This is a genomic window from Halorubrum sp. SS7, from assembly GCF_005435055.1.
Taxonomy (GTDB): domain Archaea; phylum Halobacteriota; class Halobacteria; order Halobacteriales; family Haloferacaceae; genus Halorubrum; species Halorubrum salinarum.
This window is the reverse complement of the sequence record NZ_SGXV01000010.1, coordinates 61,676-80,737: the sequence shown is the minus strand read 5'-3', so window position 1 is coordinate 80,737 and position 19,062 is coordinate 61,676. Positions and strand designations below refer to the sequence as shown.

General features: G+C 52.9%; 11 protein-coding genes and 3 pseudogenes. 5 read left to right on the top strand and 9 right to left on the bottom strand.

Annotated features, from left to right (window positions below):
* Positions 1-92: 92 nt before the first annotated feature.
* Positions 93-506, bottom strand: a pseudogene (locus tag EXE44_RS11065) (BlaI/MecI/CopY family transcriptional regulator); the annotation flags it as partial.
* 436 nt (positions 507-942) lie between these two features.
* On the bottom strand, positions 943-1,179 hold the full coding sequence (locus tag EXE44_RS11055; RefSeq protein WP_092563060.1) for a hypothetical protein: 237 nt from the start codon (positions 1,177-1,179) through the stop codon (positions 943-945).
* Positions 1,180-1,560: 381 nt separating this feature from the next.
* Between EXE44_RS11055 and EXE44_RS11050 the strand changes: the two genes are divergently transcribed.
* Both EXE44_RS11050 and EXE44_RS11045 read left to right on the top strand, forming a co-directional pair.
* Entirely contained in the window at positions 1,561-1,935 is a 375-nt protein-coding gene (locus EXE44_RS11050) for a hypothetical protein (RefSeq protein WP_092563063.1), read from the top strand.
* A pseudogene (locus tag EXE44_RS11045) lies at positions 1,934-2,272 on the top strand (ISH3 family transposase); the annotation flags it as partial. The gene EXE44_RS11050 and the pseudogene EXE44_RS11045, both read left to right, overlap by 2 nt.
* A 215-nt stretch (positions 2,273-2,487) precedes the next feature.
* Here the strand turns inward: EXE44_RS11045 and EXE44_RS11040 are convergent.
* The 7 genes and pseudogenes from EXE44_RS11040 to EXE44_RS11010 all read right to left on the bottom strand — a co-directional run bounded on the left by EXE44_RS11040 (position 2,488) and on the right by EXE44_RS11010 (position 13,689).
* Positions 2,488-5,832 carry a PAS domain S-box protein gene (locus EXE44_RS11040; protein WP_137717177.1) on the bottom strand — a complete coding sequence of 1,115 codons (3,345 nt, stop codon included), beginning with the start codon at positions 5,830-5,832 and terminating at the stop codon, positions 2,488-2,490.
* A gap of 192 nt (positions 5,833-6,024) precedes the next feature.
* Positions 6,025-6,174 (bottom strand): annotated as a pseudogene (locus EXE44_RS21390) (RNA-guided endonuclease TnpB family protein); the annotation flags it as partial.
* Between the two features lie 265 nt (positions 6,175-6,439).
* Complete coding sequence (locus EXE44_RS11030; RefSeq protein WP_137706897.1) at positions 6,440-6,955, bottom strand: sensor histidine kinase KdpD; 516 nt, start codon at positions 6,953-6,955, stop codon at positions 6,440-6,442.
* A 6-nt stretch (positions 6,956-6,961) separates the two neighbouring features.
* Positions 6,962-7,846, bottom strand: a complete 885-nt coding sequence (locus EXE44_RS11025; RefSeq protein WP_158293451.1) for a PAS domain S-box protein — start codon at positions 7,844-7,846, stop codon at positions 6,962-6,964.
* A gap of 102 nt (positions 7,847-7,948) precedes the next feature.
* Positions 7,949-12,121 (bottom strand): PAS domain S-box protein, encoded by a 4,173-nt coding sequence (locus tag EXE44_RS11020; protein WP_137717175.1) that lies wholly within the window; start codon positions 12,119-12,121, stop codon positions 7,949-7,951.
* Positions 12,122-12,241: 120 nt separating this feature from the next.
* Positions 12,242-13,537 carry an RNA-guided endonuclease TnpB family protein gene (locus tag EXE44_RS11015; protein ID WP_137717174.1) on the bottom strand — a complete coding sequence of 432 codons (1,296 nt, stop codon included), beginning with the start codon at positions 13,535-13,537 and terminating at the stop codon, positions 12,242-12,244.
* Positions 13,534-13,689, bottom strand: coding sequence for a DUF2080 family transposase-associated protein (locus EXE44_RS11010; RefSeq protein WP_137695126.1), 156 nt, complete (start codon positions 13,687-13,689; stop codon positions 13,534-13,536). Before EXE44_RS11010 ends, EXE44_RS11015 begins: the two co-directional genes overlap by 4 nt.
* Positions 13,690-13,742: 53 nt before the next feature.
* Here EXE44_RS11010 and tnpA point away from each other — a divergent pair, with 53 nt between their 5' ends.
* From tnpA to EXE44_RS10995, 3 genes are all read left to right on the top strand, one after another.
* Complete coding sequence (gene tnpA, locus EXE44_RS11005; protein WP_137717173.1) at positions 13,743-14,141, top strand: IS200/IS605 family transposase; 399 nt, start codon at positions 13,743-13,745, stop codon at positions 14,139-14,141.
* 162 nt (positions 14,142-14,303) lie between these two features.
* A complete protein-coding gene (locus EXE44_RS11000; protein ID WP_137717172.1) occupies positions 14,304-16,493 on the top strand; it encodes a methyl-accepting chemotaxis protein in 2,190 nt (729 codons plus the stop codon).
* Positions 16,494-16,612: 119 nt separating this feature from the next.
* A complete protein-coding gene (locus EXE44_RS10995; protein ID WP_137717171.1) occupies positions 16,613-19,024 on the top strand; it encodes a PAS domain-containing protein in 2,412 nt (803 codons plus the stop codon).
* Positions 19,025-19,062: the final 38 nt, after the last annotated feature.

The following is a 19,062-nucleotide window of genomic DNA, read 5'->3' as shown; positions in this document are numbered from 1 at the left end:
ATCTCAACACCTCCATTCCAATAGCAGCAATCCACAATCCAATGAAAGCAACCCAGAAAAATAGGGATCTTCGGTTCATAGCTCACCAAATTTTACGAAACCGGCGACGCAGCTGCTGAATCAACGAGTGAGTACTTGCGGTCTCGACTCGTCCCTTCTGCTTCCAAGAGATTGTACTGTGCCATCTTCGAAAGGTAGGTCCGGACGGTGCGCTTCGTCCGCGGATCGTCGACCGCCTCAGTATACCGGTCGTGAATCTCGCTGGGTCCAAGCGGGCCGTGGTCGCGAACAATATCGTAGACGACCCGCTGGTGTGGTGTGAGCGAGTCGAGACTCTTCTGCTTGATTTGGGCCCGAGCATCTTCAGCAGCGTCTCTGAGAATGTCGTTGGTGATATCTTCGTGATTTTCGCGATCAGCTGTGCTGGCTGCGCTGCGAAGCATCCCGATCGCGAGACGAGCGTCGCCAGCGGCGGCATCAGCAATCTGATAGAGCTGCTTGTCGGTGCCGGGAGGCCCTCACCCGTGTCGACCGCGGTGAGTCGTTCGCGACTGTCGCCGACGACACCGGCATCGCTGAGTCGACGCTCCGGAGCCTCCACCAGGATCGCCGCGATCTTTACCTCGGCGGCGAGGCCGAGGACAAGCGCGTCGACGACGCACTCACCGATGTCCGCCCGCTGGAGGATGCGCGGGCCGAGGATCCCAACCTCGAAGAACTGCGCGAACGCGTCGAGCGGCTGGAGGAGGCCACCGATATCGACCCCCACTGACGCACACCCTACCTCCTCAAACCCGAGTCGTGCGTACGTGTCGAATTGGTTCTATTAAAACCCTCAACCGGCGATCTGTCGTCAACCATTTGCTGAATATAGAGTGCGAATCGGCCGTGTACTATCTATCAACCAGGTAGGTTCGCCAACAGTACGAGCACGTACCAATCCTATCCAGCGAAGTCGTCAACTGCTGGCTGTATATAATCTAACTCACGGAGCCGGTCGAGCAACTCATCGTCGGAGACTGCTTCGCTGACTGCCATACTTAGGTCTTCGTTACGCTGTTCAAGCACACTAAGAAGTTGTCTCGCAGTCCTCAGTTTGTAACTTGCGTCCGGGTTGTCCATATCTTCTTGAACCTCTCCTAACAGCTCCTCTATCGTCGTGAGCACATCCACTACCATGAGCTAACTACGAGAACGAGTATCATATAGATGACTGGCGATTCGCAAAATACCCTGTGAGACGAAGTTTCTATATTTAGCACATCCCCAGAAACCTATTATCTCTTGAGGATCTCAACAGGGCCGCTTAACCAACAAAACCGCCCTTATCCACCCCTGTTGGTTAACGTCAGAGAGTACGAATTCCTCTGTGATGGGTCTTTATACACCGATCTGTTGGTTAGAAATCATCAGTGGGTATAACACTCGAGATGATGTTTTAATCCTCGAACAATAGACACGGACGATCAACGGTGTAACCTCTCGACTGCGTGCTGATAGGCCCACGGACCGGCACTCGGCGAGCGAAGGGCTTTGTCCGGTGACGCCGAAGCGCACCACATGAGCAGAGCCGTTTCTGTCGCCACGGCGTTTCTTGTCGGTGTCTGTGTGTTCGCGTGGCTCGCAGGGCCAGTGCTGGAGGCTCGGTTCGGTGCTGAGGCGTTGTTGGCCGCCTACGGGGCCGTGGCCGCTGGAACTGCAGCCACGACGTACGTACTCGTCCGTCGGGTCGACGCCCGGCTTTCGGGAGGAGAGACTAGCGGAGACGAACCGACAACCGCCAACGAGGTCGACACGGCCGACAACGATGGGCGGAACGCGAACGCTGGTGAGGACGAGACGCTGATCGTCCGGTTCGACGATCTGGACGATCTCGACGTGGAACGGGAGGTTCGACAGCTGAAGGCCGAACGTTCTGGCAGTGGCAAGGACTGACGCGCCGTTCATCGACTCACCACGAGATGCTCGATACCACCACGCGAAACGCTTCGGTATCGACACGAGCTATCGACTCTCTAAACAAAGTATTGCGACGACCTCAACACAAAATCCGGTCGTACGGCTGCTGTACGTCGTGGTGAGCTTGTTGTTACAGAACGTCTGGCGGTATTTACACTGGGAGTACGTGGCGACGCCCCGCCGTGGGGGGCGTCGCCCCTGGAAGTGGTCGTTCAAGGAGTTCATCAATATGGTTCAACGGGCAGCGTGGACGGCCCTCGCGACGCGTCGGGCCGTCTCCCCAAATCGACCACCAGACGATCGGTTTACTCGCTACTCTCCGACAGGGCTAGCCTTCGTCATGAGTGGCGACGCTGTCGCGTCGGCGGCAGTCGCCGCCGACAGCGACAGCTCTGCGTCAGTTCGTCGAAGATTTTCTCGTCAAGGCCACCCAGCACAACCGCTTCGCCACAGAGCTCAGGCTTCAGAAACAGCTAGCTGAGGGTGCTTTGTGAGGTTCGGCAACTACTGTTTACGACGGGGAGGAGGTCACACCTCCCCTGATGATTTCTCAAATTCGACATCCATAACCTCAAATCGAGCTCCACCGTCACTCCCGCCTGTGACACGAATCTGCCAGTCATGAGCGGCGATAATCTCTTCAACAATACTCAGCCCAAATCCGGTTCCGTCTGCCGATTTCGAGTACCCGGCCTCAAAGATGTCATCATATTCCTCGGACGAAATACCCGGACCATCGTCCTCAATATAGAACCCGTCGTCAAGTTCCCCGACCGTCACAGTCACATCAGATCCGCCGTGTTCGATTGAGTTCCGAAACAGGTTCTCAAACACCTGCTTGAGGCGGCTTTTATCAGCAAGTATACTCCGTTCGGCATTGTTAAATAATGCTGCTTGGCCCGTGTCAACGGTCTCCCAGCACCCATTAATCATCGTGGCGAGATCGAACGGCTGTGCGTCGGTCACTTCTTTTCCTTCACGGGCTAGCATCAGGAGGTCGTCGATCAGCGTCTCCATCCGGTTGAGACCCTTTTCTGCCTCATCCAGATAGTCGCTGTCACACTCTATAGATGCCATTTCAATCCCCCCCGTGGCGACTTGTAATGGATTTCTCAAGTCGTGTGAAACAACACTTGTGAACTCCTCAAGCCGTTTGTTTGTGCGCTTGACCGACTCACGTTCGGTGATGTCGATATACATCGCTACCGTTCCGATGATCTCACCATCTGCTGTACGACGTGGAACCGAGCGCAAGAGAGCCTCTACCACCTCACCATCGTTAGCCACTAGATCACGTTTCTCTCTAGTGAACTCACCGTTAATCGATCGGCTATACCCTCCAGATTGTAATTCTTCTTCCGACTCAGGTGTGTAGAATTCTGTGAGTTCGCTGCCGGTTATTGCGTCCGCATCGTATCCAAGTGTCTCGACAAACTGGCTGTTGTAGTCCTCAATAATCGGCCGGTCGTCTTCAGATCGAGTGAGAACCGTCATTACTGGGGCTTCCTCGAACAGCGTTCGGTACTGTGATTCATACTTGTTCGCCAAATGCTCCAGTTCCTCTGTTTGTTGTTCCAACTGCTGTTTGCGTTCTATTCGTCTGGTGATATCGGTCGTGACACCGGTAATCCGAAACGGATCGCCGTTCTCGTTGGTAATTACGTCGAGGCGGGCCTGTACCCAGCGTACCCCACGGTTGGGATGGTTGACACGGAACTCCTGCTCGATTGGCCACTCTACTGTTCCATCTTGTTGGGCCTCCAGATTTTTGAGCAGCTCGTCCTTGTCATCGGTATGGACGTGCCGGAGCCAAGCCGTCGGGTCATCGTAGGCCTCCTCAGGTGTAATCCCGTAGATTGTTTCCACTGCCGGATTCACGTACTTGGTTTCGGAGTAGTCAGTTGGTAACAAGAAAAACGCGTCTTGGACATTGCCGGCAAATCGTTCAAACCGCTCACGGACCATCCGAAGCTCCTGCTCGCGTTCCTTGCGCTCGGTGATGTCTTGGAACGTCCCTTGGACGGCGACGATTTCATCATCTTGATACTCTGGTTCTCCAAGGGCGCTTATCCACCGTACATCACCTCCCACTGTGAGAATCCGCACCTCCAGTTCGTACGGTTCGCCCTCGGTTGCGAGACGGTTGAAGGCTTTTCGGAGGGTCTCTCTATCCTCCGGGTGATAGGATGCAATTGCGTCTTCGAATGTCACATTAGTTTCCCGTGATACTCCGTGAATGTGGTACATTTCATCCGACCATCGCAAAGACTCTGACTGTATAGTAAATTCCCAACCACCGACAGCTGCGACTTCCTGTGTGTCTCGCAGAAACTGACTGCTCCGTTCAACTTCCTCCTTTCGCTGCTTGCGTTCTGTTACATCACGGTATAGCCACAGAATCGCCTCACCTTCTGGCAGGGTGTACGGCACGTAATCGCGTTCAACAACGCGATTGTCTGCGAGGGTGAGCTCCTCGTTTTGAACCGCCTCCCGGCGTTCAATCCGATCTGCTATGCCTTGGATAAACCCCTCAGGATCGGCGAACTGGTTTTTGAGCTCTTCAGCCGCCGCAGCACAGTCACGCCCAACAAGTTCGTCACTATCGATAGGTTTGCCAAGTGTTTCGCCCAGTAGGTCATTTGCCATGAGTACGTCACGCTCGGCATCTTCGACGAGCACTCCCATCGGCAGGTTTTCAACGATTGTACGGAGAACAGTATTCGTCTGCTTAAGCTTCTGCTCGCGCTCTTTGCGCTCAGTGATGTCCCGGTTTGTACAGATAAGACCGCCATCGTCAAGCAGTGAGAGCGTGATCTCTTGAGAGACTGTGGTCCCGTCGCGTCGCTTACCCACAGTCTCGCCTCGCCACTCACCTTTCTCTTCGACTACTGGCAAGACGTCCCGTTCGATCCGTGTGATCTCGTCGTCGCCATACAGTCGTCGCCAGGTGCTGCCGAGGAGTTCACCGGCCTCGTAATCGAAGATATCGGCATGGGCTTGGTTCATGTAGATATACTCGTGGTCCTCGTTCAGGATCGAGATACCGTCCATCGCCGCTTCCATCGCAGCGGACTGCATCTCTAGTTCGGTTTTTCTTTTTTTACGTTGGGTGATGTCTGTTGAGATCCCGAGCACAGCGTTGCTGTCGGTTTCTACTGGGTCGTAAGGGATCTTTGTCGTCTCCAAGAGCCGTGTCTCACCATCGGCGGTCGTCAACGTCTCCTTGGGAATTTGTTTAGGCTCGCCAGACGCTATAACGGCCTGATCGTCGGAGCGGAACTGGCTAACTTGCTCCTTGGAGTCTGCGAAGTCGGCGTCTGTAGCACCCTCGAGGTTATTGACGCTGGTCCCATACGCGTCGGCAGTGGCCTCGTTTGCTAGCAGAAACTCACCGGTCTCGTCTTTAGCGAAGACGAGCTGTGGGAGCATATCGATGATTTGGCGCAACTGGTCGCGAGTCGCTTGGGCACGGTCTCGATGGCGATGTCTTTCTACGGCGTTTCGAATCTGATTGGCAAGGATCGTGTACTGAGCTGTTCCAGAGTCTTTTTGTAGATAGTCTGTCACACCGGAAGCGATCGCATCGCTTGCGACCGCTTCACTACCTTTGCCTGTATAAAGAATAAACGGCAAGGCGGGATCTTCCTCGCGCACTGTTTTGAGGAACTCAATACCGTTCTGGCCGGGCATATCGTAGTCGCTCACAATACAATCGAAGTTATCTGTGGCGAGTCGATCCAGCCCTTCGCTGGCGCTTGTTACTGTTTCAACAGCAAATTGGCTCTCCTGTTCAGAGAGTATATCGGCTGTTAGTCCCGCGAGAGCGGGGTCATCATCAACGAGAAGAACCGAAACGCCTGTTGACTCAATCATGTATGATAACTAAGCGGTGACACATATAGCATTTCGGAGGAAATTTTCATTCGGGATACTCAGCCGATTTTTCCATCTACTGTGAGGTTGATACAAGACTCGTCCAGATCTAGCCGGTCCTCAGACTAATTGACATCCTCCCACGCCTGAAGACGCGGGAATCCCACGGCACCGCACCGCTGAGTTGGGATATTACGGTTCGCAGTTCACGACCTGTTCTCGCGGGGCGAAACTGCCCTCGCTGCGGTCAAACAGGTGAACCGCTGGCTGTGCCAACCAGCCGTTATCCCTATCGCCGCCATCCGTGGCGAGACTCGGGAGTACCTTTTGTCGAAAGTACTCTACCGAGCTCAAAAGGGAATCCACGAAGCTAAGAACTCGTATTTTAACCGGCGAGAATGCTAAGGTGGAATTAGGCGCTAATCCCCCTTTTTCAAGGAGCAACGCAGAAATTGAAGCGACGAAGTAGCGCAGTAGGGAGTGGGGTTAGCAGAATACAGGCGGTAAGCCCCCTTCCTCAAGGAGCGACCAGCGGGAGCGAGTAGGGTGGGGTAGTTCACCGAGTAGACGTGACACGTTCCAGCGACTGCGTCGAAGGGTCCCACAATCACACTCTGGCAAGAGATTGTTGTTGTTGACCTCTGCTTGGGAGTTGAAACTGAAGTGCGGTCCCGTTACTGAGATCATCCACAGAGATGTTGCCGCCCGCTTGCTTGACTGCCATCCGAATTTTCCAGATTCCAAGGGCGCTACCGTGCATTAATGCTGATTCTTGGCCTGTCTCTAATACCGCAGCCTCTGCTGGTGGTATTCCGGGCCCATCATCCGCAATCGTAATTTTGATCCAATTGTTATCGGTGTTAGCTACGGTCACACCTACTGTTGGCGTCTCTTCGGTGCTTGCCGCCACGGCATTATCAATTGCTTCGATGATTGCTTTCTGTACATACACTGGGATGCGTCCGGTGAATGGAGCGTCTAGTGTCAACGAGATATCTGCTTCAGGATGTTTAGATTGTTGGGACTCAACGATATCTGGTAAGAAATCACCTGGAAGCTTATGATCTGGCTTTCCGGATTCTGATTCGATCAACTTTTGGACTTCTTTCAGTTCACCTGTCATTTTTTCTCATGAATCCAAGATATTCTTAACTCTATTTGCGTGAGACATGCGCTCTTCACGAGAAACCGCTGTCGCAGCCATTTGTGTCCAGCCATTTACTTTCATCAAATCATTTCGCATGTTATGACGCATCAGACGGTGGAGAACTCGAAGGTGTTCTCTCTGCCGTTGTTTGTCAGTTATGTCGTAGCCAGCTACGATGAGCTGTATGACCTTACCGTTCTCATTAGTGACTGGCTTCACTGAAACCTCAATAGTTCTAAGACCATCAGCTCCCCTCGCTTCAGTTTCGTAACGAACAAACCCACCATCTCTTGCTTGTGCTATCGCATCTTGAATACCTTTTTTGACCTCTTCAGAGTGCGTCCACCACGAGATCTCGTCGAACTGCTCATTAACGACGTTATCACGCTCAAGACCACCAAATTCCAGTGCGGTGTCGTTGATCTCGATGATGCTTCCGTCTAATCGTAAGAGACCAGTTATCTGAATCGTGTTATTGAACAGGGTTTCGTATCGGTGATTGAGCGTTTGTTGGCGGGCTGCGTAGTATCCGGCAGTAAACAGTACTAACGCCCCACCACCCGCGGAAACTAACAGCCTAAACTGTGGTTCTACGAGCGGCCGACCCTCAATTACCTCGACTGTAAGTGTTATTCCTGCAATCGTAGCTCCTACAAGACCACCAAAAATCGTCCAAATACCAACAGACCATTCGGTAGTAGCGGTCAGATTTCTTTGACGAAGCCAGTATCCTGCGTATATTAATCCGAGACTGAGGCTCCCGTCTAAAAATAGTGCGATCATCGGTCCAAGTTGAGTAGAGAGTACAGCAATCTCTCGTACATGGTGGCTAACGGATAGGGTCAATAGCAGACCACCAAGTGTCATGACCGCGGCTGATCCTCGCAGTCTAGACATACATACTACTGTAGGCGCACCCGGATATTGCTTGTTGCTCACTCTAGAATTTGTACATGTAATACTTTTTCGTCATTTAGTAGGAATGTGGAGGTTGATTTCCGTTCCCTTCTCATTCAGTTCAACCGAGATATCTCCGCCTATCTGTGTGGTGATCATCCGAACCATCCACAGTCCAAGGCCCTGCCCATGATCAAGGTCGGTTTCGTTCCCAGTCTCGAGGGCATGAGCCTCGATTTCTGGGAGACCGGGTCCGTCGTCGCAGACACGGAGTTCAACCCACTCGTTTTCAGCCGGGGTGACCTCAACATTAATCGTAGCGTCAGTATCAGCCTTAGCTGCGTTCTCCACAAGTTCTCGGACAGCGTCAAGCAGTATCGCCGGCACTTGTGTTGACGCGTCAACTGATATGTCAGTTGAAATAGTCGCGGTGGGGTACTGTTCGTTGATTGGAGCCACAGCGTCCTCAATTAGTGACCCGGGATTAACACCAGCTACTTTGTTTGATTGTCGAGATGCTTGGCGTATCTGTTTTACACGATCAGTCATTGACTCCCACTTGTCAAATATCCGTTCGAGCGTTGCGAGGTGTTCGGCACGCGTGCTCGGCTCTGGCTCCTCACTCATTTGCTGTGCCCAGCCACGAAGTTTTGATAGGTCATTTCGCATGTTGTGCCGCATCACCCGGTGGATGACATCAATATGCTGGCGTCGGTGCTGTTGGTCGGTAATGTCGCGACCCTCTGCGACAAGCACAGAAATATCTCCTTCACCCGTTATGACCGGTTTTATCGAGAGGTCAACCGTCGCGAGACCGGACGCGTCTTGCATCTCCGTTTTGAATCGAACGGTCTCACCCTTTCGGGCTTGAGTGATCGCATCCTGTACTTTATTTTGTACTGTCTCTGAGTGCACCCAGAAGGGCGTTTCGTGGAATAGATCTCCAGCTATTCCGTCACTTTGATCGCTAGCGGGTATTATTTCACTGTCGTTCACCTCGATAACCGTTCCGTCAGGTTCCAACAACCCCGCAAACTGGAACGTCTGATTGAAGATACTCTCAAATCGGCGTGCACGCTGTTTACTGTCGGTAACGTCTCGGAGGTACAGCAGCATTCCGTCGATAGCGTCGTCGTCCAACATATTCCGGCACTGTAACTCAATATTGAGCCAGTCGTCGTTACCCGATTTGAAGCGACATTCTGCCTGCTGGTCAGCATCCGTGCTTTCGACAGTAGCGAAAAACGTCTGCATCAACTGCTCGCGTTCAGTTTCATAGACGTAATCGAAGATATTCTCACCGACCATCTCATTTGGATCATACGCAAGAACTGCTTGTGCTGAGCCGCTAACGTAGCTAAACGTCCCGTCTGTCCCGACGATTGCGATCACGTCCTCAGACTCTTCAACGAACCGCTCAGTACGACGCCGCTGCTGGCGTCGCTCAGTCATGTCCCGGACAATCTGCGCGTACCCATGAGACGTCCCCTCGTCGTTCTCGAGCCGGACGTACCGTGTATCAGCATAGAACTGGTCCCCATCAGCTGTCACTCGCCATCCTTCGTGAGAGCTCTTCCCAGCGACTTTGGCCTGCTGAAGCAGTCTCTCTGGGATCTTTGACTTTCGATCAGCAGGCGGGTGGAGTGTAGCGACGTCCATCCCAAGTGCCGATTCATCAGTGTATCCGAACAGCTGTTTGGCGCTCTCGTTCCACGTCTGGATCTGCCCGTCTTCATTGATGGCGAGGAAAGCATACTCGTCAACGCTTTCAATCAATAATCGGAATCGCTCGCGCTCTGCAAGCAATTTCTGTTCGCGCTCTCTGCGTTCAGTAATATCCTGCTGGATACCGATGTAGTTCTCGACAGTACCGTGTTTGTCTGTAACGGGTGTGATCGAGAGCTGACTCCAGTACGGTGTCCCGTCTTTTCGATAGTTTTGAATGTCAAGTGAGACCGGTTCTTCTCGGCTAATCGCTTCGCGTAGCCTCTGTTTACTTTCTGGGTCGGTGTCGTCACCCTGGAGAAACCGTGGATTTTGGCCGATTACCTCCTCTGGCTCGTATCCAGTTATTTGTTCGAACCCGTCATTAACGTACACTAACGGATTGTCGTCTTTTGTTGCGTCAGCGATCTGGATGGCAACAGTGGCTTCGTCCATCGCCCGCTCTTTCAGTTCCAGTTCACGCTCGCGTTCTTTGCGGTCCGTTTCGTCCCGGACAGTACAGACGAGGCGACCATCGTCGATGATTGTCAGAGAGAGTTCAGCAGGGAACGTCGTTCCATCAGGCTGGGTACCCGTGACCGGCCCACGCCAGTGCCCGTCAGCTTCGAGAGCTGGGAAGACCTCGGTTTCGAACCGTTCGATCTCTGCGTCATCGTACAGTCTGCGCCAAGAGTCTCCAAGCAGCTCCTCCTTACTCTCGAAGCCGTACATCTCAATATGTGTCTTGTCGATGTACGTGTATTTGTCATCTTTAAGAACTGCGACGCCATCAGCCGCTTGTTCAATAGCCTGCTGGAAGAGTTTGAGCTCACGCTGTTGACGTCGTTGCTCGGTCTCGTCGCGAGCAGTACACACAATCCGACCATCATCGATCAGAGTTAGGGAGATTTCAGTCGGGAAAGTCGTTCCGTCCGGACGTTGACCTGTGACCTGTCCGCGCCAGTAACCGTCGGACTCAACTGCTGGGAGGGCTTCTGCTTCGAGCCGAGAAATCTCAGAATCGTCGTACAGCGTGTGCCACGTTGACCCAATTAACTGGTCTTTGTTGTCGAACCCATACATCTCGACATGAGTGTCATCAACATAGACGTACTCCTCGTCGTCCAGAATAGCGACGCCATCAGCACCTTGCTCAATTGCCCTTTGAAACGAGGCCAACTGCCGCTCTCGTTCTTTTCTACTGGTGACATCTCGAAGGACACCAGCTGTTCCACGGAATTCATTTTCGCCAATTAATGCGATCCGGTTCTCGACAATCTTAGGCTCGCCGTTACGCGATTTAAGTTCGAATTCCGATCGTTTTGACCGCTGATCGGTCGTAATTAGATCATCAATCTGCGATTGGATATGAGCGATGTCGTTCTCATCCATCCCGACTGATGGGTCTACACCGATCACGTCCTCTCCGTACCCGAACTCTCGCTCTGCGGCATCGTTGACGAATGTGAATTTTCCATTAGCATCGAGCGCATATACTGGGTCATCAACTGCTTGAAGAATGGTCTCGTACCGTTCGACGTCTAAGAGTTGGTTCTGGTGTTCGATTTCAATCCCAATCCGCTGTGCGAGAAGGTTGGCAAACTCGTGTTCGTCGCGGTCAAACGTCTCTGACCGCGGCTCGCTACTCGTAAAGTTGATCGTTCCGTATAGTTCTCCATCAACAAAGACTGGCACGCCGATATACGCGACGCTGTTCTCAGACGCTGGATGCGTTCCGTAATCCTCCACAGACGCGTCGGCGAACGATATGGATTCGAGAAGATCTTGATTGAGTGTGGCTTCACACAGCTGATCCGAAATATCGTATGTCGTCTCTTTTTCGCGCTCGGTCGTCGAACCAACCGTGTACTCAATCTCGATTGTTGAGTTCTCTACTTTCGTAAGAATTCCAGTGTCGAGTCCAACGTAATCCTGACCAAGTGAGAGTAGTTGGGTGACGATTGTCTCGTGACTATCTGTAGTTGTTTTAGGCTGATAGACTTGATCGAGTGAGTCCGCATCAAATTCGACTGTACGCTGTTGTTCGTCCTCATCTGCTCCGTTATTTTGGATCAGTCGGTCAAGTGCTGCTGTAGCCGCAGATGTAGCCTGAGTCAGTCGCGAAAGATCACCGCTGGGGACATGGTCTTCATTCAACATTTCAACTCGTAATACGCCATGCTTACCTACAGGTAGAAAGACGTCTGCTGGGGCACATTCCTTACTTTCACTGAGGCTCTTTGTTTCCAAGTCAGTACGCCGCTGTGATTGACCTCTCTCAATAACAGAGCGTACAACTGATACTGACACGGTTTCTTCCCTAACATTTCCAAAGTTATCTGTAGTTTTTTGTGGGCTAAGTTCTGTAGCTAAATCTGATTCAGTACCATTTCTGTAGAAAGCAACCGCCGAGTTAGAAAGAAATGACTGAGCTAGCAACAGTAGGTTATCAACAACTATTTCACTCGATCTCGCGCCGCCAATAGTTTCAGCGAAGGCTAACGAATTAACCTCGCTGCTTGATTGGTCGGTAATATTCATATATAGTTATCGAAATAGGAGCACATTAACCTGTTGGATGATTTGTGATATGAGAACTACACTTTCTACAGAAGTGAACCGCCTCGGGGTCAAGCCCCGAGGCTTCTGTCTTCCCGCAGGTTAGTCTGACACTCCCACCGTCCTCGACGCCATACCCCGAGATGGGTCACGGTCGTCTCGAACGGACGAGTGGGTTGCGGTCGGGGCGTCCACGGCCCCCGATGCCTGCCGTCGCACCTTCCGAACTTGGGGAAGGCTGTTGAGAGCAGGCACATTCCAGTCCTGATGCTTCTCGATACCTTTCACGGCGATGTTGACGCTTGCACCACGGTCGCTGTGGTCTTGATGCTCACAGTCCTTGCACTTGAATCGCTTTTTGTTGCGGTTCGCTCGCTCCGTATGCCCGCACATCGGACACCGTTGGCTCGTGTACTCGGGATTAATCCAACCAGTCGGGATGCCCTCGAATGACGCCTTGTACGACGTATAGAACTGTAGGGCGCGGAACGGGAGATGGTGCAAGCGTCGGTTCATCCGCGTGCCGTAGTCGATACTGTCGCGCATCTCTTTGAGGTCTTCAAAGACGATGCACGACCTCTCGAACTGTTGGCTCCACTCCACGATGTGCCGAGACACCTTGTGGAGTCGGTCGCGGACGAACCGTTCCTCACGCCCTTCCAGCGTATCGTGCATACTGTCTTTCCCCGCGTTCTGGACGCGCTTCCGCATCGTGAAGTACCGATGGCGCTCGAACTTGATTTCGGGGAAGTCGATGACCAACGTATCTTCGACACCATCCGTTGAGAGTGCGGTGAGAGCCACGTTGTCCTCATTCACGTCCACGCCGACAACCATCCGTGAGTCCTGCTTGTCTCGAACGGTCTGCTTGGTGTTGCGGATGTTAACGTGAAGTTCTGGCTCACCGTCACGCCACAGCGTCTCCGACGTTGAGACCTTCCACTCGTCACCAGTGAGCGCAGTCTTGAGGAGGTCAAGGTGGGCGTCACTTCCTTCGAGGACGCCCTTGACGTGCTTGTAGGGTGCCGCGCTGATGCGGAACGCCACGTCGCCGTCGTCGGTGAGTGACAGGTTGTACCCCTCCTCGTAGTTCGCTCGGAGCGGGTAGGTGCCGTCCTTGGTGTGACTGGGTTTCCCGAAGTCGTCGTACTCGTAGTAGTTCTCCATCGCCCCGAGTGCCTTGGCCACGATTCGTTGAGTCGTGTTCTTCACGAGGTCGGCGTCGTCTTCGAGGCGTGGGGAAATCGAGTTCCAGTCCACACCATCCTTAGCGAATCGGATGGTCTCGTTGTACACCCGACGGGCTTCGAGTGTGGCGTCGTACAGCAGGCCCTCGTTGTCGCTCTGGATGTCGAGTTGGAAATCCAGCGTCTTGACGAGGCCCTGCGGGTTGTTCATTCTTCGTCTTGTTCGATAGGTTCTGAGGTCCGGACAACCTTCACGTCCGCACCACGCCAGCGTTTGGGGACGGTGACGTGGGCACTATTCCCGAACGGTTTGACCTCACCGTCGAGAACTTCCTCGCCGTCGATTTCAAAGCGATTCACCATACCTGAGTATATCCTTTGGATATACTTAACTGTGTTGGTGGAGTGGGTTCGGTATGGGTGAGAAGCGGTCGAACCACACGATGTATAACGTCAACTACCACTTCGTGTGGTGTCCGAAGTACCGTCACTCGATACTCGAACCGATTGAGGACTCGTTGGAGACGAGTCTCCGGGGCGTGTGCGACGAGTACGACTACGAGATACTGTCGCTCCACATCTCACCAGACCACGTGCATCTGTTCCTCTCTGCTCACCCAAAGCACGCACCGAGCGAGATTGTTCGGACGGTCAAAAGCGTCACGGCCCGAAAGATGTGGGAACAGCACGAGTCGTTCTTGGAGGAGTATTTGTGGGGCGGTAGGTTCTGGGAGCGGTCGTACTACATTGGGACTGCGGGAACCGTCTCAACAGAGACGATTGAACGGTACATCGAACTAACAGAACACATCTAAGTGTCGGCTTCACCCTCGGGGTCAAGCCCCGAGGCACTCGCCTTGCTTATCTGTAGACACACATTTCATTGCCCCAATTTTCTTGGGAAACTACCCTTCTTGAATATCACAGACAATATCTAGGTACGTAACTACTTATCAAACAGACATACAATCTCAGATATGCTGAATAAGATTGCGATCGACCGGTTGGACCTTCGGCCGAAACTCATCATCGCATTCGTCTTAGTGGCGCTACTGGTGGGCGTCACCGGCGCAATTGGATACCAAGCCGTTGGAAACGTCGATGAAGAGGCACACGTCATCTCTGAAGACGGCGACAAAATCGATGCTTCGCTAAACATGCTCGTAGCCATCGAAGAGCAACAAGTCGCTGTACACGCCGCACTCCTCGGCGAAGAAGGAGAGCAGTCAAAATTTGAAGCAGCAGGTCGGAGATTCGACGAATACTCCGCCAAGCTACAACAGCAAGAGCTGAGCGAAGCAGAACAAGCAGAGTTCGAAGAATTACAGGGGCAACACGAACAGTACTCGACGATCGCTCAGGAACTGTTTACAGCCTTAGAAGCCGGTGATATGGAGCAAGCACAGGTCAAGAGTGATGAGTTAGACGCAATCGTCACAGATACCAAGGACTCCGCGCAGACGCTCGAGCAGGCAGCTATCGAAGACAAAGAAGCATCGGTTGTTGCAGCCGACAGTACCACACAAACCGCACAGTTGGAAGTTCTTGGGCTGACCATCGGAGCGTTCATCGTGGCGATTATGATCGGCCTGTTCGTCGCCGGGCGCATCACACCACCAATCAAGCAGCTATCGAACGGGCTCACCGCGATCAGTAACGGAGAACTCGATAAGGAGGTAGATCAGCACGTCGAGAATGATGAAATCGGGCGGATGGTCGAGGCGTACACCAAGATGCAGGAAAACCTTGAGGGGGTGTTTTCCCAGATTGGAACCGCAAGTGAAGGGCTCAAACAGGGGGACCTCAACTGGGAGTTTGAATCCCAATACCCCGGAACGTACGGTGAGACAATAACTAATCTTGAAACGGGTGCCGGCGAGCTCGCGGCAAGTTTCGAGCAAATTCAGAGCGTTAGTAGCGATCTTCAGCAGGGTGTGCTCGATGACGACGTCAACACAAACCGCCCCGGGCAGTACGGTGCCGTGCTTGATGATCTCGCGGTGGGGACGACCCAGCTGTCGAACAGTTTCGAGCAAATATCGACTGCGAGCGACCGGTTAGAGCAGGGTCAACTCGCGCAAGACATCGATACCGACTACCCAGGAGCGTACGGCGACGTGCTGTCTAACTTAGAAAATGGAATAGACCGCCTTAGTGATAGTGTTGGTAGTGTTAAAGAAATTGTTGAGAACGTCGCCACTTCAAGTGATGTTGTTGCGCAAAACACGGAAGAAGTCAAGGAAGCAAGTGAAGAGGTTGCCGGGTCGGTCGAGGAGATCTCACACGGAGCAGACACGCAGAGTGAAAATCTGCAAGAATTCGCTAACGAGATGAACGACATGTCCGCTACGGTCGAAGAGATTGCGTCTTCGGCAGATCAAGTGGCTGCAACTGCGGGGACGGCAGTTGAACAGGGGAATGAAGGGCGTGAGTACGCATCGGAGGCGACTGAAGAAATTGAGTCGATAGAGGAACAAGCCGACGAGGCGGCCGCACAAGTCGAGGCTCTCGAAGAGGATATGGACGAGATTGGAGAGATTGTAGAGATGATCTCCGGAATCGCGGAGAAAACAAACATTCTGGCCCTGAACGCGTCGATAGAGGCAGCGCGTGCTGGAGAAGCTGGAGAGGGGTTCGGTGTTGTAGCCTCTGAAGTCAAATCGCTCGCAGAGGAAGCAGGAAAAGCGACGACTGCTGTAGAAGAGCGGATTGAGACTGCGCAAGAAAGTACAACGGAAACAGTTGCGGGAATGGAGGAGATGAGCGAGCGCGTTGAGCGCGGGTCGGAAACGATCGAGAGTACAATTGAGATGTTTGATGAGATCGCGGACGCAGTACAGGAGTCTGAGAGCGGCATCCGAGAAATTAGTGACGCGACGGATGACCAGGCCGCCTCGACAGAGGAGGTCGTCTCGGTGGTAGATGAGGTGGCAAGTGTGAGTGAACAGACCGCCGCGGAGGCGAGCAACGTTTCGGCGGCGACCGAGGAGCAGACGTCGTCACTCGCGGAAACGACCGAAACGATTCAAGAACTCTCGACGCTGGCTGATGATCTCAACGATCAGGTGACTGGGTTCGAAACACAACAAGAAACGACAGTTCAGGCAAACACACAGTCTCAGATGGCCGCGGATGGAGGCAATGTGTCGTCTGAGGGAAGTAACTGATTTGACTCCTCTCCCCTACTGTTGGGAGATATTTTGAGTCGTAGAATTCCAATAGTAATGACACAAAAGAATCTTGCGACCACCATAACACATTTTATAATAGATAAAATGAGATATGTATGGAGGTAGCACGGGCGGCGTATATCGCGGTTTTCGCTTTCGCGACGCTCATTTCGGGTTATGGGGCTTGGCGAGCAACCGATATCGCCGAGCGTGATACACGCCTTGGACTTGTGTCAGTGTTCGTTCTGGCTGGTGGGTGGACAGCGACAACTGCGATACAGTTCGCGATCAGTTGGGTTTCAGCAGCCATATGGTTACGAATCATCGGGTTAATTGTTGGACTTGCTAGTATTGGCGCGTGGCTATACTTTGCGTCGGCGTACGCAGGTCACGAATACCACCGGCGCCCCGCACTGCGGCGTCTTGCGGTTGGGCTGTACCTCGTCGCTATCGCTATCAAACTCACTAACCCCACGTATAATCTCTACTTCACTACCTATGTCTCAACCGAACCGTTCGCGCACCTTGCGTTTAATCCCGGTGTTACCTATTGGTTGATCTCCGGGGCGGCATACCTGTCGGTCGGGGTTGCAACGATCTGGCTGATCGAAGCCGTGACCACCTCTCGCATCAAAGACTGGCGGCTCGGGATCGTTGTAGTCCTCACAGCCGTCCCAGCAGTAGTGGACGTCGCTATCGGACTGGGGCGCGTCCCGGCGCAGTTTGTCGAGACGAGCTATGCTCCTCTTGGAATGGCCGTTTTCGCGTTGGGAAGCTTCGTGTTTTTGAATGAGACGTTTCGCCCGATTCCACGGTTCTGGCGAAAACAGGTGCTTACACATCTCAACGAAGCAACGGTTATCGTTGACGCCGATGGAGAAATCAGACACATAAGCCCCACCGCCGCTGAGACATTCGATGAGCTCCGCGGGGCCGGTGAAACGAGTTTCGCTGACACTGCGCCGAGACTGTACGAGTGTACGGTTCGAGACGATCCGATCTTCGAGTGGGAAGCTGACGGTGAAACTCGGTATTACCGGGTGGTTGAGACGGGGTTACCGAGCGAGCGGGTGGGCGCGCACCGAGCATACGTGTATACTGAAGTGACGGCATCCGAGCGGACACGCCGCGAACTCCATCGCAAATCCAGAGTGATGGATAAAGCACCGATTGGAATCACAATATTCGATTTACATCAGGAAGACGACCCGCTCGTGTACGCAAACGATCGGTTCGACGAACTAGCGCAGAACGATCTGGAGGATCGGTCTGACCTCACAGCGCTGTTCTGTGATGGCAAAGATTCGGAAATGGCCGCAACGGTCCAGAGAGCCGTCGAAGAAGGTGAATCAGTGACCATCGAGCGCTGTGACAACCACGATGATCGACCGGAATTCTGGACAAAAGAAACGTTTGCTCCTATTACCGACACAGAGGGTACAATCAGCGAATTCGCCGGTTTTCACCGGGATATCACAGAAGACAAAGAGAAACGGGAGCGGCTCCGACAATACAAATCGGCAGTCGAGGCGTCGCCTACGTGGATTTTCTGTATTGACTCATCAGAGCGACTTATATTCGCTAACGAGGACTTTCGGCAGTTTTATGGACTTGATTCGGGCCGAGTGCGGGGGACACAAATTGATTCGATCGTTGAAAAAAGTACTGCTGAGAAGATTGAGCCCGTAATAAAACAAGCGCTGGATGGAGAATCAGTTGTTTTGGAACTCGAAACTGAGGCCAATACGGGTGAACGACAGCGCTTCGTTCGGGCTGTTCTTTCGCCGTTGTGGGACGACGATGGAGCGGTTACCGGTGTAGTGGGGTCGGTTCATGATCTTAGCGAGGTTAGACAACGTGAGCAGCAGCTTCAGGTTCTTGACCGGGTGCTCCGTCATAACATAAAGAATACGATGAACGTTGTGAAGGGGAGCGCAGAGCTGATTGAACAACAGACAACTGACCCCGAAGTTGTGAACACCGCTGAAACAGTCTCGGAGCACAGTCAGAAGTTGATTGATATGGCTGGGAAAATACGGCAGGTCACAAAAGTTCTCTCGAAGTCGCGAACGGCTGAGTCAACCGATCTTACACAGTCAGCCGAATACGCAGTATCAAACACTCAAACAGAATTCCCTGAGGCAGACATTACGCTGGAAACGTCGAATGAGCCAGTCAGCGTTCCAAACGGAACGATCGAAACAGCGGTCGAAGAACTTATCGAAAACGCGGTTATCCATTCAGACCGTGACCAAGCGTCAGTTTCGATTCGGGTCTGGTCAGATAGTGATGCATCGTATCTCGAAGTGAGTGACAGCGGGCCGGGTATTCCGGATGAGGAGCGCGATATACGGACTGGTGAAGAAACGATTCAGCCTGTTCTTCATGGGTCTGGTCTTGGACTATGGCTCGTGAAAGCGATTGTTGAACAGGCTGGTGGAGTACTCCAATTTAACGATAATGAGCCACGGGGAACGACGGTGAGAATGGTGTTCCGATCTTCTAACGATCTCAATCTCGTACGTTAAGACAATATCTTAGAGGCTCTCTCGATACGTGTCCCTTG

Bases quoted from the DNA above. Each gene is read 5' to 3' on its own strand.
- EXE44_RS11030 (WP_137706897.1), bottom strand. From the start codon at position 6,955: ATGACAGGTGAACTGAAAGAAGTCCAAAAGTTGATCGAATCAGAATCC.
- EXE44_RS11025 (WP_158293451.1), bottom strand. From the start codon at position 7,846: ATGACACTTGGTGGTCTGCTATTGACCCTATCCGTTAGCCACCATGTA.
- EXE44_RS11040 (WP_137717177.1), bottom strand. From the start codon at position 5,832: ATGATTGAGTCAACAGGCGTTTCGGTTCTTCTCGTTGATGATGACCCC.
- EXE44_RS11020 (WP_137717175.1), bottom strand. From the start codon at position 12,121: ATGAATATTACCGACCAATCAAGCAGCGAGGTTAATTCGTTAGCCTTC.
- EXE44_RS11015 (WP_137717174.1), bottom strand. From the start codon at position 13,537: ATGAACAACCCGCAGGGCCTCGTCAAGACGCTGGATTTCCAACTCGAC.
- EXE44_RS11010 (WP_137695126.1), bottom strand. From the start codon at position 13,689: ATGGTGAATCGCTTTGAAATCGACGGCGAGGAAGTTCTCGACGGTGAG.
- EXE44_RS11000 (WP_137717172.1), top strand. From the start codon at position 14,304: ATGCTGAATAAGATTGCGATCGACCGGTTGGACCTTCGGCCGAAACTC.
- EXE44_RS10995 (WP_137717171.1), top strand. From the start codon at position 16,613: ATGGAGGTAGCACGGGCGGCGTATATCGCGGTTTTCGCTTTCGCGACG.
- tnpA (WP_137717173.1), top strand. From the start codon at position 13,743: ATGGGTGAGAAGCGGTCGAACCACACGATGTATAACGTCAACTACCAC.
- EXE44_RS11050 (WP_092563063.1), top strand. From the start codon at position 1,561: ATGAGCAGAGCCGTTTCTGTCGCCACGGCGTTTCTTGTCGGTGTCTGT.
- EXE44_RS11055 (WP_092563060.1), bottom strand. From the start codon at position 1,179: ATGGTAGTGGATGTGCTCACGACGATAGAGGAGCTGTTAGGAGAGGTT.